The sequence below is a fragment of the Thioalkalivibrio sp. ALMg13-2 genome (genome assembly GCF_000381185.1).
Taxonomy (GTDB): domain Bacteria; phylum Pseudomonadota; class Gammaproteobacteria; order Ectothiorhodospirales; family Ectothiorhodospiraceae; genus Thioalkalivibrio; species Thioalkalivibrio versutus.
Genome location: NZ_KB906104.1, coordinates 165,632 through 191,103, shown reverse-complemented (window position 1 = coordinate 191,103; position 25,472 = coordinate 165,632). Strand labels below are relative to the sequence as shown.

Genomic DNA, 25,472 nt, shown 5'->3' with positions numbered 1-25,472 from the left:
GGCCTTGCCGACATCGACCCCGATCCGATGCGTTGCCATCATCACACCTCCCGAGCTAGCTTGGAGTTGTCTGTCGGGGCCTCACCGAACGCTGGCTTGCCATCTATCGTCGGTCCCGTGCCGATCGATTCCTTATCGGCGTTTAAGGTGAGGGGTGGGACGAACTCTCCTACCGTCTGTGCCACAGGCCAGATGCCGGCCTCGTCCCTCCACCCCGACAGACCCTTTCTAGGCCTGCCGGGGTTAAACATACAAGCGGCCTCGGCCGCGAAGCCCCTGCCAAAGCCTGATCAGCGCAAACGTGTCGCCTCCCGCCAACGCTTCGACGGCCCAAGGACATGTCGCATTTCCACAACATACCCTCCTCGCCGTCACCCGAAAACGACCTCGTTGCAAAAAAACAACGGGCGTTGCATCGCGTTGACCCGCCTTGCGAGCGTTGCAAAACCCCCTCACGAAGCAAATCCCGAAAAAATAAGAAAAACCTGATCAAGCCACCCGTTCGCTCTGCTCCAGGCAGGTAAGCCGATCCTAATGCTCCCCTCGATTCAGCAAGTTGCCGGATATCTCGCACCTTTCTGTAGCCTGTTCTCGCAAGTGTTTGATCTTCCAAAACCCATCCTGCGTCACGTTTACCACCCAACTGTGGCAATTTTTTCTCGCCCAGGGGTTGAAACGAGACACCGTGGTGTATATAAAACACCTGTCATTCGCGGCATCGACCGTGGATGCGGCGTAAGAAACGAACAACACACCTCTCCTGGGAGATACGCACCATGAAAAAACAGATTCTTGCCGTCGCCGTTGCCGGCGCCTTCGCAGTCCCGGCCTTCGCCGCCGCCGACACCAACGTCACCCTGTTCGGCCAGCTGCAGACGCAGGTTGTCCACGCGAGCAACAACATCAGCGGCCTGGACAGCAGCTTCAACCAGACGGACGCCGGCGGCGTTCAGACGGACGCCGGCGGCGTTGCAGACTACGGTTTCGCTCTGACGGAGGACCTGGACGACGAAGCGGAGGCCGTCTTTGGTGCGCTGAACCTGCCGGGGGCGCTTGGTGATGGCTCCGGCCCGAGCCGCATCGGCGTGATGGTCAACCATGACCTGGGCAATGGCCTGACCGCCCTGCTGAAGATGGAATCCAACGCCACCACCCAGGACGCCTTCCGCGGCGCCCGTGACAACTACGTCGGCCTCGACGGGAACTTCGGTCGAGTCATCGCCGGCCGCACCGGTGGTTCCTACAGCACCGCTGGCAAGGATCCGCTGAACGCGACCTTCATGCAGGCGCGTGCTAATGGTGCCCGTCTGGGCGGCCTGAACGGCTTCGGTAACGGCTCTTACCTGGCTCGCTCGATTCGTTACATGAACGACTTTGGTCTGGTTAACCTGGACGTGGCCGTCGCGATCGACAACGGCGACGATTCCGATACCGGCGTGACCGGTCGCCTGAACTTCGACCTGTCGCCGGTGGACCTGTACATCGCCCACTCCGACTTCGGCGGTTACGGCGGCAGCGTCTTCGATACCCAGCGTGCGACCAAGGTGGGTGTGGACTGGAACTCCGGTCCGTTCCGCGTGGTGGCCGAAGTCGAGGACTACAAGTTCTCCGACATCGAAGGCTCCCCGGGCATCGAGTCCAGCGGCAACACGTTCTTCGTGTCCGGTACCTACTCCATGGGCCGTAACGACTTCGTGCTGAACCTCGGCCAGACCCGCCGTGACAGCGTGATGGGTGAAAGCCTGCCGAACACCGATTACGCGGCCATTGCGGTCAAGCACAACTTCAGCAACCGCGTGATGGCCTTCGCGGGCGTTGGCTACAACAGCACCGACGCGGGCGTTGGCTACAACAGCACCGATGATTTCGGCTACGACTTCACCCCCGAGGGTGACGTGGTTGGCACGGGCAGCAGCCTGAGCTTCACCGGCGTCGGTGGCGGCATGCGGGTGTCCTTCTAAGGGCAGTCACTGCTACCAAGCGGTATAACAACAAGTTTGTAGCTTGTTTTGCGGGGCCCCCAGGGGCCCCGTTTTTTATGCGTGACCGGGCCCCGTTGGGGCCTTTTTGCGTTTGCGGCTGGTGGTTCGAGTCCGGGCATCACCTGCGTATTGGGAGACTAGGCTGAGCGGAACGCATTGCACCACGCGGCGCCGGACCAGCACGTAGTGAGCGGCCCGTTCTGCGTGCCACGATGCAGCCTGTCAGGTGAGACAGACTGGCTTGGGTATCACTGCGCGGGGGCCTGCTCTCCCTTGTCATCCCGGCCGGAGCGCAGCGGAGAGCCGGGATCCGTCTGGTCATTGTTGCCGGAGGGCTGGGTTATGGCGAGCGGGGGGATCGCGGATAACCGCGTTGCGGTTTCCGGGATGACGATTGGGTGTGGCGGCGTGCCATATGGCAGGTCTGGTAGATGGGGTGACTCCCGCCGTTGTTGGTGCGTTTCGCGGGGCTCAACGCACCCTACGAGACGGACTGGGCTGGCTTCGGTGATCCGGTCTTACTTGTCATCCCGGCCGGAGCGCAACGCAGAGCCGGGATCTACGGTATCGGGGCTCGTAGAGGGTCTGCGCAATCCGCCGGTAGAGCCGGTCGGCACGCGTGGCGAGCGTGCGTCAGGCCGGGTCGGGGCAGAGTTCGAGGATTTGGTTGAGGACGGCGCAGGCTTCCGGGTAGGCCGGCATCGGCACCTGACCGGCCGGGTGGGGGCTTGCGTTGCGTTGCCGCCAGTCGAAGGACTTTACCTGGTGACAGAGGATGTAGCTTGTTCGTGCGTCCGGCGTGGTACCCGCCACCACGGCGAAAGGGTTGGTGGCGCTGTAGTCGGTGGGGGTCATGGGGAGCCCCGAACCAGGGAGGTACGGCGGTTGAAGCTAGCGGGCGATAGAACAAGGAAGGGGTGAACATCTTGCATCTCCCGCCGCGCCTGGGGATTGCAGTCTATCCAGATCACGTCCCGGCGCTTGGGTACCCAATCCCTGGGTGTTGCGCGTTTCATCATCGTTCATTTCCGATCGCGTCCGTGCACATGGCCTCGCCGCCGTGTACATCCGGGGCGAATCCTTCCAGCCGCTCCTCCAGGTTCATGGATGGAGCGGTTTCCGGGCGGATCACGATCTGGTTGCCCTCCACTGAGATGATGACAGGCTGGTCCGCCTCCAGATGCGCGGCGCGCGCGATGGGCGCGGGAAGGCGAACACCCAGGTTGTTGCCTCAGCGCTTGATTTTCAGTCGTGTCTCGGCCATGGCTGCATCCGCATGATGTATAGACATTGTTTAAAAGGCTGTATCACCCCGGTGTGGAAGTGCGCCAGACCGTTGGCCTGCCAGTTGGGTGGTCGATGCCTCGCGGTTGGAGGTGCGTTTCGCGGGGCTCAACGCACCCTACGGGGCGGTGCTATCCCGTAGGATGCGGATGAGCGAAGCGAATCGCATCATGGGGGCTGGCTAGCGAACGGGATCGACGCGGATTTCGAGGGTGAGGGTGTCGCGGTCGCGGGTGGTGCGGCGGGAGGCGAGGCCGCGTTGCTCGGTGGCGCTCTCGCTGTGGACGCCGCCGAGGGTGTGCCAGGCGCCCGGCTCCAGGGTGAGCTGGGTGTCGACGGCGTCGCGGTCCACGGCGCCGCGCGCGAGGGGGCGTTCGTGGAGCTGGGAGATAGCCACGCGCACACGGCCGTCGGGCTGGACCTGGGGGCGCACGCGGAAGCCGCGGGCGGTGTCCTGTAGCAGGGGTTCGACGCCGACGCCGGCGCGGCCGTGGATGATGCGGAAGCCGGCGGTGCGGGTCTCGCCGACCAGGATGATGGCGTCGGTGCCTTCGCGCAGGCGCAGGTGCTGGGTCTGGTCGTCGCGGCGCGTGGTGCGCAGGCGCTGGGTGATGATGCGCCCTTCGGTGCCGTCCGGGCCGCTCTCGAACTCGAAACCGCTGCCGCGTTCGGTTCGCGGGGCGTCGCTGTGGCGGCGCACGGAGAGGATGAGGTCCTGGGTCGGGGCGTCAAGTTCGGTGACGACCTCGCGGATCTGCTGGAGGGTGCGGGCGTCGGCGCGCACCAGCAGGCGGAAGCCGTCGCCGCGCAGGGTGGCGGTGTCGCCGAACAGGGCCTGGAGCTCGGGCAGCAGGCTGTGGGCCGGACGGTTTTGCAGCGGCAGAACGGCGACCTCGGCGTGAGGTTCACGCGCGAGCGCGGCTCCGGGAAGGAGCGTGCCGGCGGCCATCGCGAGGGCGCCCTGTAGCCAGCGGCGCCGATCCACCCTGCGGGGCATGTCAGACGAGGAGGCGGCGGAGCTCGACGGCTTCATCGCTGAGACTCCAGTTGGCCTCGAAATCCTGGGCTGCGCGCTGGGTGCCGGGCCGGTCCTCGACGTCGCCGCGCAGGATGCGGCGTCCGCCGGCCTGGGTGAGCTGCATCCAGCCGCTGTGGTCGGCGATGGCGGTGACGGTGAGCGGGCTTTCCTCCGCGGCCTCCAGCCGGCGCACCGAGACGGCGCTGGGTAGACGCTTGATGCTCTCGACAAGGCTCGGGAGTTGTTCCTTCAGGGCGAGATCGTCGTCCACCAGCAGGCGCATATCGGTATGGCGATGGCGGCGCGCGATGCCGGCCAGCTCGGCGCCGAGGTCGGCACCCGCGATCTCGGTCAGCAGCGCGACGCGGGCATGCAGCCAGAGGCGCCGGCGGGTGGCGGCCAGGAGTTCGGCCAGCAGGGCCTCGGCGTCGATCAGGGTCGGGTCGCGTTCGGGGGTGGTCATCGGCGTGTCGCTCGCGTGCTGGGTGCTTCTCTCAGCATAGGCGAGTGCGGATGTGTTCGCATCTCCGGGGACGGTGGTGGTTTCGTACGGTTCCGGGAATCACGGAATTCGTTGGTTTCGGGGCGGGGATTCGCGTGCAGGCACGCTCCCACAGAATGCCTCGCAGGATGCCGAAGAGCGTAGCGAATCGCATCGTGGGGGGGTGGCTGCCCCCGCCGTGAGCGGTGCGTTTCGCAGGGCTCAACGCACCCTACGGTTGTGGGTGTTGCGGGGTGAGGGTGCTGCCGATTCGCGCGGGTGAGTCGGCGCCCACAAGGACCCTCGTAGGATGCGGATGAGCGCAGCGAATCGCATCACGGGGAGCGTGGCCCCGGAATGAGCTATAGCGGATGCGCGGCCAGGCCGTGGTTGGGACGGCTCCAGGGTTGGCTGGGTCGTGCGATCGGGGAGTGGATGCGGTGGAGCATGCGGCGGTGGGGGATGCCGGCGTCTTCGAAGGTGTCGCTGATGACGAAGAAGTCGTGGCGGGCGTAGAAGCCGATGCGGCTGTTCTGGGCGTTCAGCCAGACCTCGCGCCAGCCGTGGCGGGCAGCGGCCAGGAGGGCGCAGTCCAGCAGGCGCGAGCCGATGCCGTGCCCGCGCCAGGGTTCGCGCACGGCCATGCGGCCGATCTGGCCGGAGGGCAGCATGCGCAGGGTGCCGACCGGTTCCTCCCCCGGCCCGGTGGCCAGCCAGTGCAGGGCGGCGGCGTCCAGGCCGTCGAACTCCAGTGGTTCGGGCACGCCCTGTTCCTCGACGAAGACCTCGCAGCGAACTTGGGACAGGGCCTCGGCGTCGGCAGGCCAGGTGGCCTCCCGGAAGGCGATGCGGTGTTGCATGGCAATCCTCCGTCGGGACGCCGTGAGGGAGAGCCCCGATCCGTACGCGAGCGGACGGGTGGATGAATGGCTCCCCGGCCTTCCTGGCCCTGGGTCCCGAACGGAAAAGTTTAGTCTACGTTGGGGCATTCTTCCTGTGAGTTAGTTAGCGGATCGTGAGCCTCGCGAACCAATCACTGTGCATGAACCGGAGGTGCCTTTTGTCGTTGTGCGCGCCGCGCGGCCATCCATGGGCGCGTGCGGGTGGCAGGGCGGGGCGATCGCCACGGCGCTTCGCGCCTCGCGATGACCGGTGAACGTTTGGCGCCTGGTTTGAGCCTGCGATGCACTTGCGCGAATGCAACTGCGGGCAACCGGGATGCGACGGATTCAGCGTTGGCCGATCAGGGTGTCGCGGAAGCGGCGGGACAGGGGCTCTTCCGGGTGCAGCCAGATACCGAAGTAGGCCGTGGCGAAGTCGTGGCCGGGGACCTCGACGAGCGGTGTGCCGTTTTGCAGCAGGCGGGTGCCATGGCCCGGGCGGTATTCCAGGGCGTAGCGGTCGCCCGCCTCCATGTCGCGGTAGGCGGCGTTGAAGGTCTCCAGCCGGTCGGACAGGGCCGCAAGGGTTTCCGCGTCCTGCTGGTCTTCGAGCAGGCTGTTTCCGCTCTTGCGGAAGTCGTCGGCGCTGATGGCGCGCAGGTATTCCAGTTCCAGGCGCTTGGGCACGTCGGCCGTCAGCACATCGTCCGGAGCGACGTTTTCCGGGACGTAGAGCGCGCCGACGTAGACGCGAAAGATGGTGTAGCGATAGAGCCGCCCGGCGCGCAGCGGGACGGTCGTGTCGTCGATCGTGACCGTGTCGGCAAAGCGGACGCCGTCGATCTCGGTCGCGGCGCTGGCGGGTGCGACGGTCAGGAACAGTGCAAGCAGCAGCATGGATGCGAGCAGGGACCCGCGGCGGGTGGCGTGGCTATTCATGGGTTGGTTCCTCCGGGCTGGGCTGAAGGCGCGGCGCGTTCGCGCGCGTGGATGCGTTCGCGCAGGGCATGCTGGGCGTCGGCGTCGATGGGGAAGCGCCAGATCAGGGCCATCGCCGCGAGCTTGAACAACACCGGCAGGCCGGCGTAGGCCAGCGCCAGCACGAGCAGGGCGGTGGGGCCGTTGTCACCGTCGGCCGAGAAGCCGGCCAGGCCCAGCAGCGGGAAGCTGATGCCAACGGCCAGGGCCAGGGCCAGCTTGGTAGCCATGCCCCACAGCCCAAAGAAGAGTCCGGCGCGCTCGCCGCCGCCGTCGGCGGTGTCCTGGTCGATCACGTCGGCCTGCATCGCGGCCGGCAGCGCCAGGTCCACACCGAGGCTGAGCCCGGTCAATACGGTGATGGCGTAGAACGCGAGCACGTCGCCGGAACCGAGGAACGGAACCCAGATAAAGAAGGTCGAGGCGAGCAGCATCGACAGCGTCCACACCCGGTGCTTGGGCAGCCGGCGGGCGAGGCGCAGCCACAGGGGCAGCGCGAGGATGCCGGTGGCGAAGTAGACCAGCAGCAGTGGCCCGGCGTGTCCGGGGGCCTCCAGCACGTGGGTGATGAACAGCAGGAACAGGGTGGCCGGGATGGCGTTGGCGGTGCCGTTCAGGACCCAGGCGAGGACCAGGCGGCGGAACGGCTGGTTGGACCGCAGCAGGGTCCAGCCGGCGCGCCAGGGCACCGGCGCCAGGCGCCCCGGGCGCTCCGGCACCCGCCAGAGCAGGACCGCGAAGGCGATCGGCAGCAGCACCCACAGCAGGACTGCAAGGGTGGCCAGCGCCGCGCCGGCATCGTCCTGCAGGCCCAGGACCGCGGGGAGCGCGGCGGCCGTTACCGTGCCCAGGACGACGAAGCCCTCGCGCGCGGCGGTGATGCGCGAGCGCTCGTGGTAGTCGCCGGAGAGCTCGGCGCCCCAGGCGGCATAGGGCAGGGCGACCAGCGTCCAGCCGAGGTAGACCAGGGTGCTGAAGAGCAGCAGATACCAGGCGCCGGCATCCGCCGGCGGGCGGAACAGGAAGGGCGCGGCGATCAGCAGCAACGGGACGCCCGCCAGCATGACCGCGCGCCGCCGCCAGGCGCCGGGGATGCGGTCGGACAGATGGCCGATCAGCGGGTCGGTGACGACATCGAGCAGCCGTGCCAGCAGCAGGAAGACGCCCACCAGGGTGACGCCCAGGCCGGTGTGCTCGGCGTAGTGCGCGGGCAGGAAGACATACAGCGGCAGGCCGAGGACGGCCAGGGGCATGCCCAGGCCGCCGTAGGCGAACAGCCGCGGCCAGCGAAGGGTGCTCACCTCATCGGTTCGCGGGGTCGCGGCCCGGCGCGGCGGACTGGACCGGGCTTTGCAGAACCGCCTGCATCAGGTTCACGCGGGCGGTGTCGAAGCCGACCTCGCAATAGGCGAGGTAGTAGCGCCACATGCGCAGGAACGACTGCGAGTAGCCCAGCGCCTCGATGACCGGCTCCGCCTGGCGGACCTCCCGGTGCCAGTGGCGCAGCGTGCGCGCGTAGTCCTCGCCGAACAGGGCCTGGTCCTCGACCGTGAGCCCGGCACGCTCGGCCTCTGCGTTGAAGCGCGGGACCGAGGGCAGCATGCCACCGGGGAAGATGTAGAGCTGGATGAAGTCCGCGTTGCGGCGGTAGTACTCGAAGGCCTCCTCCGCGATGGTGATGACCTGCAGCGCCGCGCGGCCGCCCGGGCGCAGGCAGCTGCGGACCTTGGCGAAGAAGGTCGGCCACCAGTGTTCGCCCACGGCCTCGAACATCTCGATCGAGACCACGTGATCAAAGGTGCCCTGCAGGTCGCGATAGTCCTGCAGACGCAGCTCCACGCGGTCGCTCAGGCCGGCGCGTTCGATGCGGGCGCGGGCATAGTCGAGTTGCTCCTGCGAGAGTGTCACGCCGGTGACGCGGTAGCCACGCTGCGCGGCCATCTCGGCAAAGCCGCCCCAGCCGCAGCCGATCTCGAGGATGTGTGCGCCGGGCTCGGCGTTCAGCTGATCCAGCAGGCGGGTGTACTTCTGCGCCTGGGCCTGTTCCAGGGCCTCGTCGCCGCGGGTGAACAGTGCCGATGAATAGCTCATCGTGCGGTCCAGCCACAGGTTGTAGAAGTCGTTGCCGAGATCGTAGTGGAAGCGAATATTGGCGCGGCTTCCGCGGCGACTGTTGCGGTGCATCCAGTGGCGCATGCGGTCGATGGCACGCTGCCATGTCGGGCGCTCGGCCATCGGCGCCAGGGCCTGTTCGTTGTCGGTGGCGAAGCGCAGCAGCGTCTGCAGGTCGGGCGTGATCCAGTCGCCACTGATGAAGCCTTCGGCGAAGCCGATATCGCCGTGGCGCAGTAGGCGCAGGATGGCCCGCCACGGGCGGCGGAAGTGCCATACCGCCTCGACGCCGGCCTTGCGCCCGCGCAAGGTGATGCGGTCGCCGGACGGACCGATCAGGGTGATCTGCCCGGTGTCGATGTCTTTCAGGGCGCGGGCAACCAGGCGCAGGGCCCAGTCGGGCCGGGCCGTGCCTTCCTGCGGGGTGTCGAGGTGGTCGAGGGCCATTAGTCGATCTCCTGTGCGGGGGGTGCGGGCCGTGGGTGATAGCGCCCGCCGCGCCACCAGATTCTGAGAGCCTGCCAGTGGATCAGCGGCAGGATCTTGAGGGTCATCCAGGGTTTCTTCAGGAAGGCGGCCAGCAGTGCGCGGTCGCTGAACGGGCGCAGGCGGCCGTGTTGCGAGGCCACCAGCATCAGGTCCTGGTCCTGGTATTCGTTGATCGCGATGCGCAGCGATGCGCCGGACTGCAGGCGCGGCGGCGTCAGGGTGAAGGCGTAGCGCGCGTGCATGTCGATGAACGGTGAGACGTGGAAGGCCTTGTTCTTTTCCTGGCGCACGGGGAGGGCCATGGGGGCGCCGTTCTCGTGCAGCAGGTAGTGGTGGTGCTCGCCGAAGGTATTGCGCACCTCCAGCAGAATGGCGCGCAGGTCGCCGTCGGCATGCCGGGCGTACCAGACACTGAGCGGGTTGAAGGCGTGTCCGAGGACGCGCGGCATGGTCAGCAGGTGAATCGGGCCACCGGCCAGGTCGATGGCGTGTTCGGCCAGGTGGGCCTCGATCCACGGGCGCCAGGCGCGGCCGTCGCGCGGGCCGTGGTCCCGGGTGCGCAGGCTGAACAGGTTGAAGCGATTCAGCGAGAACAGACGGCAGCGCCGGGTGGTCTCCGCCAGGCGATCGATATCGAACAGCGCGCTGGTTACCGGGTAGCGAAAGCGATATTGCTGCGGAAAGAACCGCTGGTGCAGCACCGTGCCATGGACCAGGGCGGCGTCCATTCACGCGCTCCGGGATTGCGCAGGCGGCGCGTGCGCCGGTGCCGCTACGCCGCCGTGAATGGCGGAGCCCGGTTGGCGGGCGGTCTGCATGGGGGGGGCCGCAGGGCAGGACCAGGGCGGTTCGATGCCCAGCGATCGCCCGATGGAAACGGCCGAGCGCAGTCCATCCTCGTGGAAGCCGTAGCCCATCCACGCACCGGCGAAGTACAGGTTGTTCTCGCCCTGGGTGGCCGCGAGGCGCTGACGCGCCTTCTCCGCCGCGGTGTCCATGACCGGGTGTTCCCAGTGCTGTTCGCCGAGCACGGTGTTCGGGTGCGGCTCGCGCCAGGGGTTCAGGCTGATGATGTAGTCCTGGCGCCGTTCCAGGCGATGCAGGCGGTTCATCCAGTAGGAGACCGAGACGCTGTCGCGCGCCTGGGTGGAGCGCCCGGAGAGATAGTTCCAGGAGGACCACACGCGGCGCGAGCGGGGCATCAGCGCCGGGTCGGTGTGCAGTACCGCGCGGTTGGGCTGGAAGCGGCAGGCGGCGAGCAGACGCTCGCGCGCCGGGTCGGCCTTGTTCAGCAGCCAGCGCGCGGTGTTGGCGTGGCAGGCGAACACGACCGCGTCGAACCCCGCTGCCTGATCGTGGGTCAGGACCCGCCACCGGTCGGCCTCGGGGATCACTGCGCGCACCGGTTGGTGAATCACGCAGCCGGGTTCCAGGCGCTCCGCGAGCCGCTGGACGTACTCGCGGCTGCCGCCGACCACCGTGCGCCACTGCGGGCGATCACGCAGATCCAGCAGGCCGTGGTTGTGGAAGAACTGCAGGAAACTGGCGGCCGGGAACTCGCGGATCTCCTCGGGCGGGCAGGACCAGATCGCGGCCGCCATCGGCAGCAGGTAGTCCTCGGCGAAGCCGCGGCCCAGTCGGTGTCGGGCGAGGAACGCGCCGAGCGTGCCCTCCGGGCTTTCGCCACGCTCGAACAGGCCCTTGCCCAGGCGGTTGAAGCGCAAGATATCGCGCGCCATGCGCAGGAAGGTCGGGCGCACCAGGTTGCGGCGCTGTGCGAACAGGGTGTTCAGATCGGAGCCGGCATACTCGACGCCCGCGGGCTGGCGCGAATAGCCGAAGGACATGTCCGTATCCTGGGTGGGGACGTCGAGTTCCGTGAACAGGCGGGTGAGCAGGGGGTAGTTGCGCTCGTTGTAGACCACGAAGCCGGTGTCGATGGCCGTGTGGCCCTGCGGATCGGGTACCTCCACCGTATGGGCATGGCCGCCGAGCTCCGGTTCCGCTTCGAACAGTTGGACCTGGTGCCGGGTCTGCAGAATCCAGGCGGCGGACAGGCCGGCGATGCCTCCGCCGATGACGGCGATGCGCGAGCGTTGCATGGTGGTGGATCTCCGGGCCGCAGGGCGATGTACATCTTATACAATAACTGTACAATCTTTGTAAATGGTGGCGGTAAAAAGTTCCCCGGCTTCCAATAGGAGGGCGGTATACCGCGAAACAGGTGCAGCGGGAGACGCGGATCGTGAACACAGATAACCAGGCGCAAGCCGGCGCCCCCGAGTGGCCGGCAGAGGTGCGCGATGCACTGATGACCCACGAGATCGTGGGCATCACCTCCGGGCTGTCGGATTTCCGGGATGCCGAGGCGCTTCTGAAGGCGACGGCACCGGGGCGCTGGCAGCGGCTGGAGTGGGGCATGGGCTCGGCCCACAACCGCGAGCAGTTCCATGCGTTGCAACAGGCCACCGGCGCCGCGGTGCTGCCGCTGTTTGTGACGCGCGAAGGGGTGATCGGCGGCCTCCCTGAACTGCGCGAGTACCTGGGCCACCGGGCCTTGCAGGCGCGCGGCGAGGGCGCGCGCCCGGATACCCCGGCACCTGCATTGCAGGTGCTCGGGTACGCCGGGCTGCTACCCTTCGCGTTCTTCGGCATCGGGGCCTGGATGGCCCAGCCCGAATGGCAGGTTTTCGCGCTGGAGGCCCTGGCGATCTATGGTGCGGTGATCCTGTCGTTCCTGGGGGCGGTCCACTGGGGCATCTATCTGGCGGATCGGCAGCACCGGGTGGGTCCGCTCTCGGCGCCGGTGTGGGCGGTGGTGCCGTCCGTCCTGGCCTGGCTGGCGGTGCTGCAGCCGCTGCCGCAGGCCTTGATGACGCTGGCCGTGCTGTTTCTTGGGGTGTGGTGGGTGGACCGGCTGAGCCTGCAGCGGCGGGCATTGCCCCGTGGTTATCTCGGTCTGCGCCTGGTGCTGACCGTGGGCGCGATGCTGGCTCTGGCCTCCGGCCTCGCGGTCACTATCGCGGCCTGAGCAGGAAAGAGGAAGAACGCGAGAATGAACGAGAACAAGGAACCATCGATGAACGCAGATGCCCGCATGGCCGACGAGCCGACGGCCACCCCTGCCTCGGGCCAGCCGCTGGCCGCCCCGGAACAACTCGCCGAGCACTACCGCGAGATTCTCGCCAGGCTCGGCGAGAATCCGCAACGCGAGGGCCTGCGGGACACGCCGATGCGCGCGGCCAAGGCCATGCAGTATCTGACGCGTGGTTACCAGCAGGATCTGGACACCATCGTGAATGATGCGCTGTTCTCGTCCGATAACGACGAGATGGTCCTGCTGCGCGATATCGAGCTGTACTCCCTGTGCGAGCATCACCTGCTGCCGATTATCGGCAAGGTGCATGTCGCCTACCTGCCCGATGGCAAGGTGATCGGCCTGTCGAAGATTGCCCGCATCGTGGACATGTTCGCCGCGCGGCTGCAGATCCAGGAGAGCCTGACCCGCGAGATTGCCGAGGCGCTGATGCAGGTGACGGGGGCCAAGGGGGTTGGCGTGGTGGTGGATGCCAAGCACATGTGCATGACCATGCGCGGGGTGGAGAAGCAGCACTCCTCGATGGCGACCTCGGTGATGCTGGGCGCCTTCCGCGAGGACGGCCGAACCCGGCGCGAGTTCCTGAACCTCATCCGCGGCAGCCGCGACTGAAACCCCGACCGGGCGGAGGCGGGCGCGTTCAGCGCAGCGGGATGCTGAACGAGATGTAGTTGACCCCGGCCATGCGCATGTGGCGAACGTCCTGCGCCAGGCTGTTCAGCAGGTAAAGGCCCAGCTCGCGCAGCGATTGTTCGTCGCTGGCCGTCCACTGGCGTGCCTCGCGCAGCGCGGCCTCGTCGACCTCGGCCGCGGCGGTGCGATCGATCATTTCCACCGCCAGCGTCTCGCCTTCGCGTTCCAGACGTACATCGACCGGCCGGCTGCGTCCCGGCTCGCGGGCTGCCTGCTCGGACAGATGCATGAAGACCTCCTCCAGGGCGATCTGCAGTTTGACCGATTGCTTTTCCGGCAGGCTCAGGCTTTCGCCGAATTCCTGCGCCATGGCATGGACCTGTGGCAGGGAATCCGCCTCGGGCTCGAAGGTCGCGCGTCGATGCGGGCGGGGCCGCAGGTTGAAGATCATGCTGAGTGCCACCGCCACCGTGCCGCCGGTGGAGACGCCGTTATTCAGAAACGGGCTCAGCGCCTCCGGGATCAGGTGGTGAAAAAACAGTTCGTTCTGGAAGATGAAACCCGTCGAGAAGGCGACACCGATGATCAGCCCGCTCTGGTAGTTGAGGCCGTCCTGGGCGCACAGGCGGATCCCCGCGACGAACAACAGGGCCAGCAAAATGAGCAGGAACGCGCCGAAGACGGGGCCTGGCAGCGAGATCATCAGCATGTTGAGCTTGGGAATCAGCGCGATCAGCGCGAGAAAGGCGGCGAAGTAGTAGCCGACCCGGCGGGCGGCCATGCCGGTCAGCTCGATCGAGGAGACGCCAATGCCATAGGTCGTGTTGGGCAGTGTGCCCAGGCTGCCGGCGATCATGTTGCCCAGGCCGTCCGCATACAGCCCGCCGCGCACGCGGTCGTGGTCGATCTTGCGCGGGGTGCGGTAGGAGTTGCGCTGCGCGACCTGGGTATCGCCAATGGACTCCACCGCTCCGACCAGGGTCACGATCGCGAAGGTCAGAAGCAGCGTGAACCAGGTGGGCGAGAACTCGAAATAAAAGCCGGGCCATTCCAGCGGCGGCAGGCCGAACCAGGCGGCCTCGGTGACCTCCGAGAAATCCGTGACGCCGAAGATCATCGCGACCACGATCCCGGAGCCCAGTCCCATGATGGGCGCCCACAGCCGCAGCAGGCGTCCGCCGAAGACCGCCACGAGAATGGTGAACCCGAGTGTGAACAGGGCCACCACCAGCGCCCGCCAGGTCCCCTCGTAGTCTCCTTCACCCTGCATCATGTCGGCTGTGGTGGGGATTACGCCGAGCACCACCAGCATGATCACGACCCCACTGACGGTGGGCGTGATGATGCGGCGGAATAGCCCGAGATAGCGCGCGAACAGAAACTGTACCGGGGCCGACAGCACTGCAAGGGTGCCGACCAGCGCCATGCCGCCGACCAGGGCGGCCTCGATGCCCACGGCCAGGTAGGCGGTCGAGGTCCCCATGAAGATCAGGTAGCCCGATCCGATCGGGCCGACGCGGCGGACCTGAATCAGTGTGGCAAGCGCGCTGCCGATGAGGGCGGCGAATACGGTCCACTGGGTCGCGGCCAGATCGAGACCGATGGCGCGGGCCAGGATCAGGGGGGCGATGATGATGGCCGGTGCGACCAACAACAGGCTCTGCAGCGCACTGATTGTGCATTTGACCGGAGGCGGGTGATCGTCCACCTCATAGATGATCTTCGACTGGGAAGCTTCGGCCACGGTGCCCCCTGGGCGCGGTTGGCGAAAGCGCGCAATCATAACAGCCACGTGGTGTCGGGAGCCCAGGAGGTTTTGGTTGGGCGTTGCCCGCGAGTCGTTGGGGACGGGCAACCAGACAAAAAAAGACCCGGCGCAATGGCCGGGCCCAAGATCGTTCAGACACCCGTGTGATGGAGGGTTGTGATCTGAACGGCGGGTCATCGGCTGCCGTTGCCACGAGCCGATGATTTCCGCATCTTGTATAAGTGGACAGGGACTGTGGAAACAGGTTCCTGCCACCCGCCGCAAGAATGTGGCATGCGTCACATTTTCTCCCCCCCTGGCACCACGGAGTCGCGATGCGCGGTCTTGAACAGATCCCCTGGCTGTATGACGGCCTGATGGCCGGTGCCGATCTTCTGGGGCTGCGCCGCTGGCGACGGCGCCTGGTCGAGGGCGCCGAAGGCCGGGTGCTGGAGGTCGGGTGCGGGACCGGGCGCGATCTGCCGCTGTACGCGGATCCGACGCAAGTGATCGGCATGGATCCGGACCTGGCCGCGCTGCGGAGGGCGCGACGCCGTGCGCCGGCGGTCCCGCTGGTGGTGGCGAAGGCCGAGGCGCTGCCATTTGCGGATGGGGTGTTCGATAGCGTGGTCTCCGGCCTGGTTTTCTGCAGCGTCCAGGACCCGCCGCGGGCCCTGGGCGAGGTGCGCCGGGTGCTGGCGGACGGCGGCGCGTTGCGCATGCTGGAGCATGTGCGCCACACCCGCCCGCTGCTGGGACGGGCCCAGGACCGGGTGCAGCCGGCCTGGACCTGCGTCACCGGCGGTTGCCATCCCAATCGCGATACCGAGGCCGCGGTGGAGCAGGCCGGGTTCTGCATCGAACCCGAGGATCGCGTGGCCCGTGGCGTGATGCGGCGCTTTGCCGCGCGGGTCTGCAGAGCGCCCGAAGATCCTGCCGGACGCAACGCCGGGAAGATTGACTGAAGGTCGAGGGCCTTGTTCACCACGAAGGGCACGCAGGCGCGAAGAAGGGGAAGCATCGGCAACGAGAGTTCCGGTGCTGATCGTCGTTCGTGCAGTTGTGCGTTGAAAATCCTCCCGCGTGCGAAAAAATCGTGCATGGAGGCTCAAGTCTTGCGGGATGCGGCCGTCACCTGGGACAGGTCCGTCGTCCTGAGCGCTGGCGGGCCTGTACATTCAGATTCCGGGAGTACCAGGATGGACGCAAGCGCGATTGCCGCAATGGCCACCCAGCAAAGCCAGCAGCAGCTGGCCATGCAGAAAGATGTGGCCCTGCAGAAGAAGGCGATGGAGTCGCAGGAGATGGCCGCTCAGTCGATGCTGGAGGCGCTGCCCGACATTGGCGAGATGCAGGCCGCCACGCAGGGTCTGCCGGCAAACGTGGGCACCAACATCAACACGACCGCCTGACGCCCCCCCCAGTCCTTTCGCCCTGCAAGGCCCCGGCGCGTTACTGCCCGGGGCCTTTTCGTTTCCTGATTGGCAACGAGCGTCAGCCAGGCTCAAGGCCCGTGCGGGCCCGGGTCTCCAGGCGCCTCCTGCATCGTCATCCCGGAAACCGCGCAGCGGTTATCCGGGATCTCCACGGTATGAGTGACCCGTACGTTGGGGCTAGAACGGCGTGTGGAGATCCCGGCTCTGCGCTGCGCTACGGCCGGGATGACGCGGAAGTGTTTTGGTCCCGGGTGTCGGAGCCGCTGCGTCCGGATGCCCCCGTACCCCGCGGTCACGTGGTCTTCCGTCCGGAGCCGTCGCGCCCTGCGCGGCAGGCCGGGAGCCTGCCATGCTCCGTGCCCTGGGTGCCCTCTGTGGGTACACGCCCCGGTGTTTCCTTCGTCTCTTTGAGTGCTTCGTGGTGAACCCATTCAGGCGGCCGTCCGTTACTGCCGCTGCGCCTCGAACTCGATCATCAGTTCGACCTCGTCGCCAACGATGTCGCGGGTCAGGCCGTAGGTCATGCCGAAATCGGAACGATCAAAGCTGCCACGCATCGACGCCCCCAGCACGTACGGGCGGCCGAACAGGCCACCCAGCGGGAACGGGTAGCGCCCGACCTTGTTGATGGTCACGTCGAGATGGATGGTGCGGGTCTCGCCCAGCAGCTCCAGGCCGCCGCTCAGGCGCCCGGTGTTGTCGCCGGTGGGCTGGTAGCGCGTGGCGGTGAAGCGCATCTCCGGGTATTCCTCGACGTGCAGGAAGTCCTCGTTGCGCAGGTGGTCGTCGCGCTCGGCGTGGTTGGTGAACACGCTGTCGGTCTTGATGACGAAGAAGCCGCCCTCCAGTTCGCCGGAGTCCGGGTCGAAGGTGAACTCGCCCTCGGCCTCCAGGAACATGCCCATGACCTTGGCGTAGCCGGCGTGATCGACCAGGAAACCGACTGCGAAGTGGTCGGGGTCGATGACCCAGCGGTCGGCATCGGCCAGGGCGGCAGCGGGCAGGGCGAAGGTTGCGGTCAGCAGGCAGGTCAGGAGCGCGGAGCGCAGGCGGCTGGAAAAGCGGTGGTTGCGGGCGTCAGTCATGACACACCTCCGGTCGGTGGCGGTACAGCCAGTGGATATCCACGGCAAAGGACAGGCCGAGGGCCAGTAGCCCGGCCAGGGCGATGGTGATGGCGGCGCTGGCGGGCAGGCCGGGGATCAGCACCAGAAGCAGCACCACGGTCTGCAGCACACAGACGGTCTGGCGGCGGCGGCTGGGTGGCAGCGCCCCGGCCAGCCAGGGCCAGGGGCGGGCGGCCAGCACGAAGGCATAGCGCATCAGCCCGATCAGGATCACCCAGGGGCCGACTGCGGTCATCTGCCAGGCGAGCACGGACAAAGCCAGGATCATCGCTGCGTCCAGTTCCATGTCGAAGCGGGCCCCGAATGCGGTGGCGCTGTCGGTGCGCCGCGCGACGGCCCCGTCGAGCCCGTCCAGCAGCAGGGCCAGACCCGCCAGCGCAATCACCCAGAGGGCCAGCAATGGGTCACCCGTGGCAGGGGGGACGAATACCAGGGCCCCCAGGGGTGCGGTCAGGGCGGCGCGCAGCAGCGTGACCCGGTTGGCCGGGCCGGGGCCACGCCCGTCCCGGGCCAGTCCGTCCGGGGGGGTGGTGGTGGCGAGCAGGGCGCCGAGCATGAACCAGAGCACGACAAAGCCGAGGATTGCGTGTGGGCCCAGTTCGGCGTGCAGCATCAGCGCCGCCGTGACGACCAGGCCCAGCAGGCCGGCGACGAGCCCGTCGGCCGCCCAGACGCGGAGACCGGTCCGTATCCGTGCCGCGGAGCGACGTTTGGCGGTGGATGATTCCATGTGGGGATTGTAGCCCTCCGTTGGAGGTCTCCGGGGCCTTGCCTTGCGACCACGCCGCGCGCCGGGAGTTGCCGCGTGGAATACGCTTCGCCCACACTGCGCGGATGATGACGCCGCCTTGCACCCTGACCTTGCAGTGCCTCCGGTGAACACGCCAGCTCCCGAACAGGCCTTCTGGGTCGTCGGTCCCGGCACGGGCGAACTGCGCCCGGAGGCACTGGCGGAGCCGGTGTCGGGGGAGGTGCGGGTGCGCACGCAGTTTTCCGCGATCAGTCGCGGGACCGAGTCGCTGGTCTTTCATGGCCGGGTCCCCGCGAGCCAGCATCAGGCAATGCGCGCGCCGTTCCAGGCGGGCGAGTTCCCCGGGCCGGTCAAGTACGGATACATCAGCGTCGGAACGGTCGAGGCGGGGGGCGAAGGGGATGCGCTGCTCGGGCAGCGGGTGTTCTGTCTGTATCCGCACCAGAGCGCCTACGTCGTTCCCGCGGACGCGGTGGTCCCGATCCCGGATACGGTGCCCGCGGAGCGCGCGGTGCTGGCGGCCAACATGGAGACGGCGATCAACGCAGTCTGGGATGCGCACCCCGGTCCGGGGGATCGCATCGCCGTGATCGGGGCGGGGGTGGTCGGGCTGCTGGTGGCCTGGCTGCTGCGCGCGATCCCCGGCACCGAGGTGACGTTGATCGACCCCAACCCCCAGCGCGAGGCTGTGGCGGCCCGGCTGGGGTTGAGCCTTTGCACCCCGGACGCGGCGCAAGCGAATCCGGACTTCCAGGGCCTGGACGGGGTCGTGCATGCCAGCGGCAACCCGGCCGGGCTGGAGCAGGCGCTGGCGCTCGCCGGGGTCGAGGCCCGGGTGGTGGAGATGAGCTGGTACGGCGATCAGCCGGTGCCGGCGCCGCTGGGCGAGGCCTTTCACTCGCGGCGGCTGACGTTGCGCAGCTCGCAGGTCGGACGCATCCCGCCGGAGCGCGCGGCGCGCTGGGACTATCGCCGCCGCCTGGCGCTGGCGCTGTCGCTGCTGACCGATCCGGCGCTGGATGCCCTGATCAGTGGCGAGGATGCGTTCGCGGACCTGCCGACGGCAATGCAGCGTGTCTCCGGGCCCGAGGCCGAACGCACGCTCTGCCACCGGATTCGTTACTGACCCCTTTTCCGTTCAATTCGACCTGCGGGGAACTGCCCGATGTACAGCCTGAACGTCCGTGATCATTTCATGATCGCCCACAGCTTTTCCGGCGAGACCTTTGGCCCGGCCCAGAAGCTCCACGGCGCGACCTACGTGGTCGACGTCACCTTCCGCCGCAAGGCACTGGATGCCGACGGGCTGGTGGTGGATATCGGCCGCGCCAGCGAGGTGGTCAAGGCCCTCCTGGCCGATCTGAACTACCAGAACCTGGACGAGCGCGAGGAGTTTCGCGGCCAGAACACCACCACCGAGTTCCTCGCCCATGCGTTGCATCAGCGCGTGGCGCGCGCCATCCATGCCGGTGAGCTGGGCGAATCGGCCCGCGAGCTGGACGCGGTGTGCGTGACGCTGAACGAGTCGCACGTGGCCTGGGCCAGCTACGAGGCGGCACCCTGAGCCGAATGCGTGAGCTCGGCCTGGTGGTGCCGGGGTCGCTGGAGCAGCGCACCGGCGGGTATCGCTACGCTGCGCGCATGGTCGCGGGCTTGAGGGCGCGCGGCTGGACGGTGACGGTGCGCGAGCTGGAGGGGGCATTCCCCGGGCCGAACCCGGCGGCCGAGTCGGCCCTGGACGCCGCGCTTGCGGGCTTTCCCGATAGGCGGGCCGTGCTGCTGGATGGCCTGGCGGCGGGTGCCTTTCCCAGGGTGCTGGCCCGCCACGCCGAGCGCCTGCGTCTGATCTATCTGCTGCATCACCCGCTGGGTCTGGAGACCGGGCTGGAACCGGCGCGGGCCGATGACCTGCTGGCGCGTGAACGCGCCGCCGTGGGTCAGGTAGAGGGCGTGCTGGCCACCAGTGCCTTCACCGCCGGGCAGGTGGCCACCTGGGGGGTGTCTTCCGGGCGGCTCCAGGCGATACCGCCGGGGATCGAACCGCGGCCGCAGGCGTTGGGGCCCGGTCCCGGCGAGCGGCCGCTGCTGCTCTGTGTGGGCTCGGTCGTGCCGCGCAAGGGCCAGCTGGAACTGGTGCAGGCCCTGGCGTGCATACGGACCACGGACTGGCGGGCGGTCTTGGTGGGTTCGCGGGTGCGGGACGCGGCCTATGTGCAGCGGGTGGAGGCGGCAATCACCGAGGCCGGGCTTGGAGACCGGATCGAGTGGGCCGGCGAATGCGATGATGCGGCGCTGGAGGGCTGGTACGGGCGGGCCTCGCTGTTTGTCCTTCCCAGCGCTTACGAGGGCTTCGGCATGGCCTATACCGAGGCAATGGCGCGCGGCCTGCCGGTGATCGGTACCACCGGTGGGGCGATCCCTGCGACCGTGCCGGAGGGGGCCGGCCGGCTGGTGCCGCCGGGAGATATCGGGGCGCTTGCCGAGGCCATCGACGCCTTGTTGGTCGATGCTGGAGCGCGCCACCGGATGGGACGGGTGGCGCGCGAGGCGATGGCGGAACGTTCGGACTGGGATGGTGCGGTGGCCGCACTGGAACAGACGCTGGAGGCGTGGCTGCAATGACGGAATCCTTCGACGCCGACTGGCTGGCCCTGCGCGAGGCAGCCGATCATGCCGCCCGGCCGGAGGCCCTGGTCGAATCCCTGCGTGCGCATCTGGCTGGGCGTCGTGTCGCCGCCCCCCTTGAGGTGACGGATCTGGGCAGCGGCACCGGCTCCAACCTGCGCTACCTCGCGCCGCGATTGCCGTCCCCGCAACACTGGCGGCTGGTGGATCACGATACCGGGCTGCTGGGCCGCGCCGGCGCTCCCGGCGCCGGGATCGAGCTCGAGCGGTGGGTGAGCGACCTGGCCGACGATCCGGCTGCGGCCCTCGCGAGCGGATCATCGCTGGTGACCGGTTCGGCGCTGCTGGATCTGGTTTCGGAGGACTGGCTGGACCGGTTGCTTGTGGCCTGCGCCGAACAGGGTGCCGCGGTGTTGTTCGCACTGAGTTATGACGGGCGGATTCGCTGGTCGCAGCCGCATGCCCTGGATGCCGCGTTGGAGGACGCGGTCAATCGGCACCAGCGCTCGGACAAGGGGTTCGGCGCGGCCCTGGGGCCGACCGCCGCGCCGGCCTGTGCGGCGCGGCTCGAGGGGCTGGGGTACGGGGTGCAAACCTGCGCCAGTGACTGGCGGATTGACGCGCATCGGGCGGGGCTGGGTGCGGCCCTGATCGACGGCTGGGTGGCCGCGGCCAGCGCGATCGACCCGGGCCGGGCGGCGGAGCTGCGTGCTTGGGGCAAGGCGCGCGCCGTGGCGCTCGCCCGCGGCGAGGTCGAGCTGACCGTCGGGCATCAGGATGTGCTCGGTTTGCGCTGACCCACGCCGCCCGGGTGTTTTAATCAGCATCCCCTTACAAGGGAGAATTGGCGCCGATGTGCTGTCCATTATCCTGTTCGCTCTGGAAGGCGTTTCGGTGCAGGATAGAAATAGGTAATGGAATGAACGCTTGACGGAGACCCCGGAGCAGCGCTGATGAATGCATTCATCCGTGTTGCCCGAGTCGCTCCGCCAATGGAAAAACCGGAAAAGGTGAGGCATGGAACAGGCAGACAACAAGCAGAGAAGTTTCGTTAATCGCTACTGGATCCTGATCGTGATCGTGCTGTGGCTGATCGCCTGGTCGGCGCGCGATGTACTGGCCCCCAGCGCCGATGCGGTGCCGGAGGACACGGATGTCGAGGCCGTTGCGGTCGCCGAGGATGCCCCGGCCCCAGCGGACGAAACAGCGCCGCGTGAGGGGCGTTTGTCGGAGGGCGACATGGACCCGATGACGGGCGAGGCCTACGAGCGTGAGGACGAGGGCAGCGCACAGCGCCCGATCCCGGACCCGCAGGAACAGGCGCAGCTCCGGGCGACCGGCGAGCCGATGAGCGAAGAAGAGGTCGCGCGGCAGGTGCAGGAGGCGTTGGAGGCCGGGCGTGTCGCCTACTGGCGGGGCGGACCCGAGGAGGCGGTCGAGGTGCTGCGCACGGCACTGGAAGACATTCCGGCCACCTCGGCGCAGCGTGCCGACCTCTACGGCGAGCTGGGCAACGCCCTGTATGCCGCTGACGATGCCGCGGGTGCGATGCGGGCCTGGGACAGCGCCCTGGGGCTGTTGCCGACGAGCGAGCGGCGTTCGATGATCGAGCGCCTGGCGCCGGTGTATGACCGCCACCACCGCGATGGCGCCCGCCACCTGCGACAGTACCGCTAGGTCTTTTCGCGCTGCCGGAAGGCGCGGGCAGGGCAACCGAAAAGGCCCCGGGGTGTACACCTCCGGGGCCTTTTCTTGTGGGGGCGGTCGTCTGCCAGCCGCAGGTTCAGACTAGCTGGTAGCGGTGCAGCTTGCGCCACAGGGTGCTGCGATCCATGCCCAGGGCGCGGGCGGTCTGTGAGCGGTTTCCGGCATGGGCGACCAGTGCCTCGCGCAGGCGCCGGGCCTCCGGATGCTCGCTGGGCTGGCCGTCGCGGGTCGGGTGGCCCGCCCGGTCGTTCGGTTGGTCGTCGGGAACGTGGGCCGGGTCATGGCGGTTGGTGCGCGGCGCATGGATCGTGTCCGCCGCATCGGCATCCATCCGGATCGGCTGGGGCAGGGGAAAGTCGTCCACCTGACCGTTGCGGGCGTGCAGGGTCAGACACTCGAAGACGTTCTCCAGCTCGCGGAAGTTGCCCGGCCAGGGGTGCTCCTGCAGCCGTTCCTTCAGATGCGGCGCGATGCGGATGCCGTGGTGCACCTCGTAGGCCTGCAGGGTGGCTTCCAGATCCCGGGGACGCTCGCGCAGCGGCGGGATTTCCACCGTGGCGACCGCGAGGCGGTAGAACAGGTCAGTGCGGAACGCGCCGGCCTCGACGCGGCTGCGCAGGTTCTGATTGGACGCGGAAAGGATGCGCACATCCACTTGCCGGGTGGTGTTCTCGCCGACGCGTTCAAAGGCGCCATCCTGGACCGCGCGCAGCAGCTTGGCCTGCAGGCGCGGGCTCATCTCGCCGATCTCGTCGAGGAACAAGGTGCCGCCGTCGGCCGCCTCGAAGCGCCCGACCCGGTCGTTGACCGCCCCGGAGAAGGCCCCGCGGGCGTGGCCGAACAGTTCGGATTCCAGCAGCTCCTCGGGGATCGCCGCGCAGTTGATCTCGACGAACGGGGCACGGATGCGGCGGCTGGACTGGTGGATGGCCCGGGCCAGGCGCGTCTTGCCGGTGCCGGATTCGCCCATGAGCATCACGCGCACGTCGCTGGCGGCCACGCGCCGTGCGAACTGCAGCGTGGGCCGGCAGCTGGCGTCGTGGGAATGGAAGTGGCTGTCCTCGAGCCCGTCCTGTCCGTCCTCGCTGACGGTTTCCACCGCGGTTGTTCGCCGGCGCTGCGGTTGCAGGGTGATCAGACGCAGCGCGCGCTGGTCATCGTTCAGGCGCAGTGGCTGGCTGATCACCTCCAGCGGGAGGGTCTCGTCGTCCAGTTCCGCCATTAGCGAGAAGTGCAGGGCGTGCGGCGTGCTGTTGGCGTCGGCATCGTGCTCGCCGGCGGCAATGGCGGCCTCTTGCAGGTGTTGTTCGAGATTCAGTGGTCCGAGGTTCGCCAGGGTGAGGCGGGCATCGGAGGGGATTTGCAGCGTCTGGTGAAAGGCCGGGTTGGCGAACAGGACACGGCCCCGGGTATCGCTGATGAGGTGTGGGTCCCGACTGTGTCGGATGCAGATCTCGGCCAGTTCGGTTGTGGTCATCCCGCCTCCTTTTCTTGTTGGAGGGGTCGGCGGAAGCGGTGCGGTGTTGCAACATCCGAGGGCACCTGCAACACCCCCGGTATGGCCCGTTTCGCCAATCCCTGTCTCGGTTATAGCGCGAAACGGGGGTGTTGCAACAGTCATTGTTTGAATATCAGTAAATCCTAATTAAATGATTGTTTTATAAGAAAGTCGCTATATTGGCATGTACGTTGCTTGTAGTTCGGCATGAGTTCTTCTACAACTATGGGCAATGGATATCCGCCTCGGTCGTCAGTCGGCAGAACGCCCCCGCCAAGCGGGCTTCGTTGCCGCGCGCCCCAGTGCGGCCATCCCCCGATCCGAGGCCCGGTGCCCGTGTGGGCAGCACGGCTCGACACCTTCTCCCATCGCGGCGTTCGACGCGAGGTACTGACGATCATGTTTGCGCGAGTTTCCCGACGCCTCCTGGCCCGCACCCTCCTGGGTACCGCACTGGCCCTGCCGCTGTTCGGCATCTCGGCGGCCCACGCCGCTGGTCCGATCCTCACGGTGGAGCCGGATCAGGCGGCCACCCAGACCGTTAGTGGCACCGTGGTCCCCTATCGTGAAGTCACCCTGACCGCGCAATCCGCGGGGCGCGTGGTGGATGTGGCGGGCGCCGAGGGCGACCGCTTCGAACAGGGGGCGGTGCTGGCGGCGATCAGCGACGACCGGCTGCGCGCCCAGCGCCAGGCGGCCGAGGCCGAGATGCGCACCGCCGAGGCCGCGATCCGCGAGGCCCAGATGCAGTACGGCCGCGAGATGGTCTCGCCGCAGTCGCGCAGCATTGGCCAGATGCCGGGCATGGGCGTGCCGTCGATGTTCGACCAGATGTTCACCCAGCCGATGGGCCAGGTCATGGGCATGGGCGATCCCGCGCTGGATCGCCGTACGGATCTCTATTCCCGCTACATCGGCGTGGATCAGGCGCAGGCGCGCTGGGAGCAGGCCCGGGCCCGGGTCACCGAACTGGACGCGGCCATCCGCGACACCCGGTCCGAGGCGCCCTTCGATGGCCTGGTGATGCACAAGCACGTCGAAGAGGGCGATACCGTCCAGCCCGGCCAGCCGCTGGTGAGCTTCGGCCATGTCGAATTCCTGCGCGTCGAAGCGCAGGTGCCGGTGCGGCTGGTGAGCGGCCTGCAGGAAGACGACTACGTGCAGGTGCGGCTGGATACCGGTGACGAAGTGGAGGCCCGGGTCGCCCGGATCTTCCCCCTGGCTGACCCGCAGCGCCACACCGTCACGGTCAAGTTCGACCTGCCGCAGGGCGTGCGCGGTGGGCCGGGCATGCATGCGGCGGTGCATTTGCCGCAGGGCGAGCTTTCCAGTAACCGGGTCGTGATCCCGCGTTCGGCGTTGATCCCGGGCGGTGCCTTGCCGCGCGTGGCCGTGCTGGATGGCGAGGGCCACGTCCGCGTGCGCATGGTGCGCCTGGGTGGCGGACGCGGCGACCAGGTGGTGGTGACCTCCGGGCTGGAGCCGGGCATGCAGATCCTGGCCCGACCGGGCGCGGGTGTGCGTTCCGGCCAGCCCGTGGGGCGCGGTTCCCCGGATTCGGGCGTCGGACGCCGCGACGGTGTCACGGACCCCTGGAGCCGTATGTAGGGCTCCATACCCGGCTGC

At 67.9% G+C, this 25,472-nt stretch carries 26 protein-coding genes; 11 read left to right on the top strand and 15 right to left on the bottom strand.

The window, feature by feature from the left end; all coding sequences use genetic code 11:
* The first annotated feature begins 776 nt into the window (after positions 1 to 776).
* Positions 777 to 1,961, top strand: a complete 1,185-nt coding sequence (locus tag F618_RS0105530) for a porin (RefSeq protein WP_019567999.1) — start codon at positions 777 to 779, stop codon at positions 1,959 to 1,961.
* Positions 1,962 to 2,615: 654 nt separating this feature from the next.
* On the opposite strand, the gene F618_RS0105525 is transcribed toward F618_RS0105530, so the two are convergent.
* The 11 genes from F618_RS0105525 to F618_RS0105480 form a co-directional block, all read right to left on the bottom strand.
* Positions 2,616 to 2,837, bottom strand: a complete 222-nt coding sequence (locus F618_RS0105525) for a hypothetical protein (protein ID WP_019567998.1) — start codon at positions 2,835 to 2,837, stop codon at positions 2,616 to 2,618.
* Positions 2,834 to 2,914 (bottom strand): hypothetical protein, encoded by an 81-nt coding sequence (locus tag F618_RS16325; RefSeq protein ID WP_231362664.1) that lies wholly within the window; start codon positions 2,912 to 2,914, stop codon positions 2,834 to 2,836. The genes F618_RS0105525 and F618_RS16325 overlap by 4 nt, the downstream gene beginning before the upstream one ends.
* A gap of 83 nt (positions 2,915 to 2,997) precedes the next feature.
* Entirely contained in the window at positions 2,998 to 3,204 is a 207-nt protein-coding gene (locus F618_RS14740) for an AbrB/MazE/SpoVT family DNA-binding domain-containing protein (RefSeq protein ID WP_231362663.1), read from the bottom strand.
* Between the two features lie 243 nt (positions 3,205 to 3,447).
* Positions 3,448 to 4,299 (bottom strand): hypothetical protein, encoded by an 852-nt coding sequence (locus F618_RS0105515; RefSeq protein ID WP_026331162.1) that lies wholly within the window; start codon positions 4,297 to 4,299, stop codon positions 3,448 to 3,450.
* On the bottom strand, positions 4,265 to 4,747 hold the full coding sequence (locus F618_RS0105510) for a hypothetical protein (protein ID WP_019567995.1): 483 nt from the start codon (positions 4,745 to 4,747) through the stop codon (positions 4,265 to 4,267). The genes F618_RS0105515 and F618_RS0105510 overlap by 35 nt, the downstream gene beginning before the upstream one ends.
* Before the next feature lie 380 nt (positions 4,748 to 5,127).
* Positions 5,128 to 5,625 carry a GNAT family N-acetyltransferase gene (locus F618_RS0105505; protein WP_019567994.1) on the bottom strand — a complete coding sequence of 166 codons (498 nt, stop codon included), beginning with the start codon at positions 5,623 to 5,625 and terminating at the stop codon, positions 5,128 to 5,130.
* Positions 5,626 to 5,994: 369 nt separating this feature from the next.
* A complete protein-coding gene (locus F618_RS0105500) occupies positions 5,995 to 6,585 on the bottom strand; it encodes a chalcone isomerase family protein (protein WP_019567993.1) in 591 nt (196 codons plus the stop codon).
* A complete protein-coding gene (locus F618_RS0105495; protein ID WP_019567992.1) occupies positions 6,582 to 7,925 on the bottom strand; it encodes an MFS transporter in 1,344 nt (447 codons plus the stop codon). The genes F618_RS0105500 and F618_RS0105495 overlap by 4 nt, the downstream gene beginning before the upstream one ends.
* 1 nt (position 7,926) lies before the next feature.
* Entirely contained in the window at positions 7,927 to 9,183 is a 1,257-nt protein-coding gene (locus F618_RS0105490) for a cyclopropane-fatty-acyl-phospholipid synthase family protein (RefSeq protein ID WP_019567991.1), read from the bottom strand.
* Entirely contained in the window at positions 9,183 to 9,953 is a 771-nt protein-coding gene (locus F618_RS0105485) for a DUF1365 domain-containing protein (protein WP_019567990.1), read from the bottom strand. The genes F618_RS0105490 and F618_RS0105485 overlap by 1 nt, the downstream gene beginning before the upstream one ends.
* A complete protein-coding gene (locus F618_RS0105480) occupies positions 9,954 to 11,327 on the bottom strand; it encodes an NAD(P)/FAD-dependent oxidoreductase (protein ID WP_019567989.1) in 1,374 nt (457 codons plus the stop codon). It lies immediately after the preceding gene.
* Positions 11,328 to 11,449: 122 nt separating this feature from the next.
* Here F618_RS0105480 and F618_RS0105475 point away from each other — a divergent pair, with 122 nt between their 5' ends.
* A complete protein-coding gene (locus tag F618_RS0105475; RefSeq protein ID WP_019567988.1) occupies positions 11,450 to 12,256 on the top strand; it encodes a DUF3429 domain-containing protein in 807 nt (268 codons plus the stop codon).
* Between the two features lie 24 nt (positions 12,257 to 12,280).
* Positions 12,281 to 12,934: a GTP cyclohydrolase I FolE gene (folE, locus tag F618_RS0105470; protein ID WP_019567987.1), complete on the top strand. Its 654-nt coding sequence runs from the start codon at positions 12,281 to 12,283 to the stop codon at positions 12,932 to 12,934.
* A 28-nt stretch (positions 12,935 to 12,962) separates the two neighbouring features.
* Here the strand turns inward: folE and F618_RS0105465 are convergent, their stop codons facing one another.
* Entirely contained in the window at positions 12,963 to 14,699 is a 1,737-nt protein-coding gene (locus tag F618_RS0105465; protein ID WP_026331161.1) for a uracil-xanthine permease family protein, read from the bottom strand.
* A 338-nt stretch (positions 14,700 to 15,037) separates the two neighbouring features.
* Here F618_RS0105465 and F618_RS0105460 point away from each other — a divergent pair, with 338 nt between their 5' ends.
* Positions 15,038 to 15,667 carry a class I SAM-dependent methyltransferase gene (locus F618_RS0105460; protein ID WP_019567985.1) on the top strand — a complete coding sequence of 210 codons (630 nt, stop codon included), beginning with the start codon at positions 15,038 to 15,040 and terminating at the stop codon, positions 15,665 to 15,667.
* 234 nt (positions 15,668 to 15,901) lie between these two features.
* Positions 15,902 to 16,114, top strand: coding sequence for a putative motility protein (locus F618_RS0105455; RefSeq protein ID WP_018937902.1), 213 nt, complete (start codon positions 15,902 to 15,904; stop codon positions 16,112 to 16,114).
* A 470-nt stretch (positions 16,115 to 16,584) separates the two neighbouring features.
* Here the strand turns inward: F618_RS0105455 and F618_RS0105450 are convergent, their stop codons facing one another.
* Both F618_RS0105450 and F618_RS0105445 read right to left on the bottom strand, forming a co-directional pair.
* Positions 16,585 to 17,223, bottom strand: a complete 639-nt coding sequence (locus F618_RS0105450) for a YceI family protein (RefSeq protein WP_019562850.1) — start codon at positions 17,221 to 17,223, stop codon at positions 16,585 to 16,587.
* Positions 17,216 to 17,995: a CDP-alcohol phosphatidyltransferase family protein gene (locus tag F618_RS0105445; protein WP_019567984.1), complete on the bottom strand. Its 780-nt coding sequence runs from the start codon at positions 17,993 to 17,995 to the stop codon at positions 17,216 to 17,218. The genes F618_RS0105450 and F618_RS0105445 overlap by 8 nt, the downstream gene beginning before the upstream one ends.
* Positions 17,996 to 18,131: 136 nt before the next feature.
* Between F618_RS0105445 and F618_RS0105440 the strand changes: the two genes are divergently transcribed.
* From F618_RS0105440 to F618_RS0105420, 5 genes are all read left to right on the top strand, one after another.
* On the top strand, positions 18,132 to 19,142 hold the full coding sequence (locus tag F618_RS0105440) for a zinc-binding alcohol dehydrogenase (protein WP_019567983.1): 1,011 nt from the start codon (positions 18,132 to 18,134) through the stop codon (positions 19,140 to 19,142).
* Positions 19,143 to 19,181: 39 nt separating this feature from the next.
* The gene (locus F618_RS0105435; RefSeq protein WP_019567982.1) at positions 19,182 to 19,580 is read left to right on the top strand and encodes a 6-carboxytetrahydropterin synthase; all 399 of its coding nucleotides are present in this window, start codon (positions 19,182 to 19,184) and stop codon (positions 19,578 to 19,580) included.
* A gap of 5 nt (positions 19,581 to 19,585) precedes the next feature.
* Positions 19,586 to 20,638 (top strand): glycosyltransferase family 4 protein, encoded by a 1,053-nt coding sequence (locus F618_RS0105430; RefSeq protein WP_019567981.1) that lies wholly within the window; start codon positions 19,586 to 19,588, stop codon positions 20,636 to 20,638.
* Positions 20,635 to 21,438 carry a hypothetical protein gene (locus F618_RS0105425; RefSeq protein ID WP_019567980.1) on the top strand — a complete coding sequence of 268 codons (804 nt, stop codon included), beginning with the start codon at positions 20,635 to 20,637 and terminating at the stop codon, positions 21,436 to 21,438. Before F618_RS0105430 ends, F618_RS0105425 begins: the two co-directional genes overlap by 4 nt.
* A gap of 220 nt (positions 21,439 to 21,658) precedes the next feature.
* Positions 21,659 to 22,318, top strand: a complete 660-nt coding sequence (locus F618_RS0105420) for a hypothetical protein (protein WP_018951039.1) — start codon at positions 21,659 to 21,661, stop codon at positions 22,316 to 22,318.
* A 106-nt stretch (positions 22,319 to 22,424) separates the two neighbouring features.
* On the opposite strand, the gene F618_RS0105415 is transcribed toward F618_RS0105420, so the two are convergent.
* Positions 22,425 to 23,825, bottom strand: a complete 1,401-nt coding sequence (locus F618_RS0105415; protein ID WP_019567979.1) for a sigma-54-dependent Fis family transcriptional regulator — start codon at positions 23,823 to 23,825, stop codon at positions 22,425 to 22,427.
* Between the two features lie 420 nt (positions 23,826 to 24,245).
* Between F618_RS0105415 and F618_RS0105410 the strand changes: the two genes are divergently transcribed.
* Positions 24,246 to 25,454 carry an efflux RND transporter periplasmic adaptor subunit gene (locus F618_RS0105410; RefSeq protein ID WP_026331160.1) on the top strand — a complete coding sequence of 403 codons (1,209 nt, stop codon included), beginning with the start codon at positions 24,246 to 24,248 and terminating at the stop codon, positions 25,452 to 25,454.
* Positions 25,455 to 25,472 lie beyond the last annotated feature (18 nt).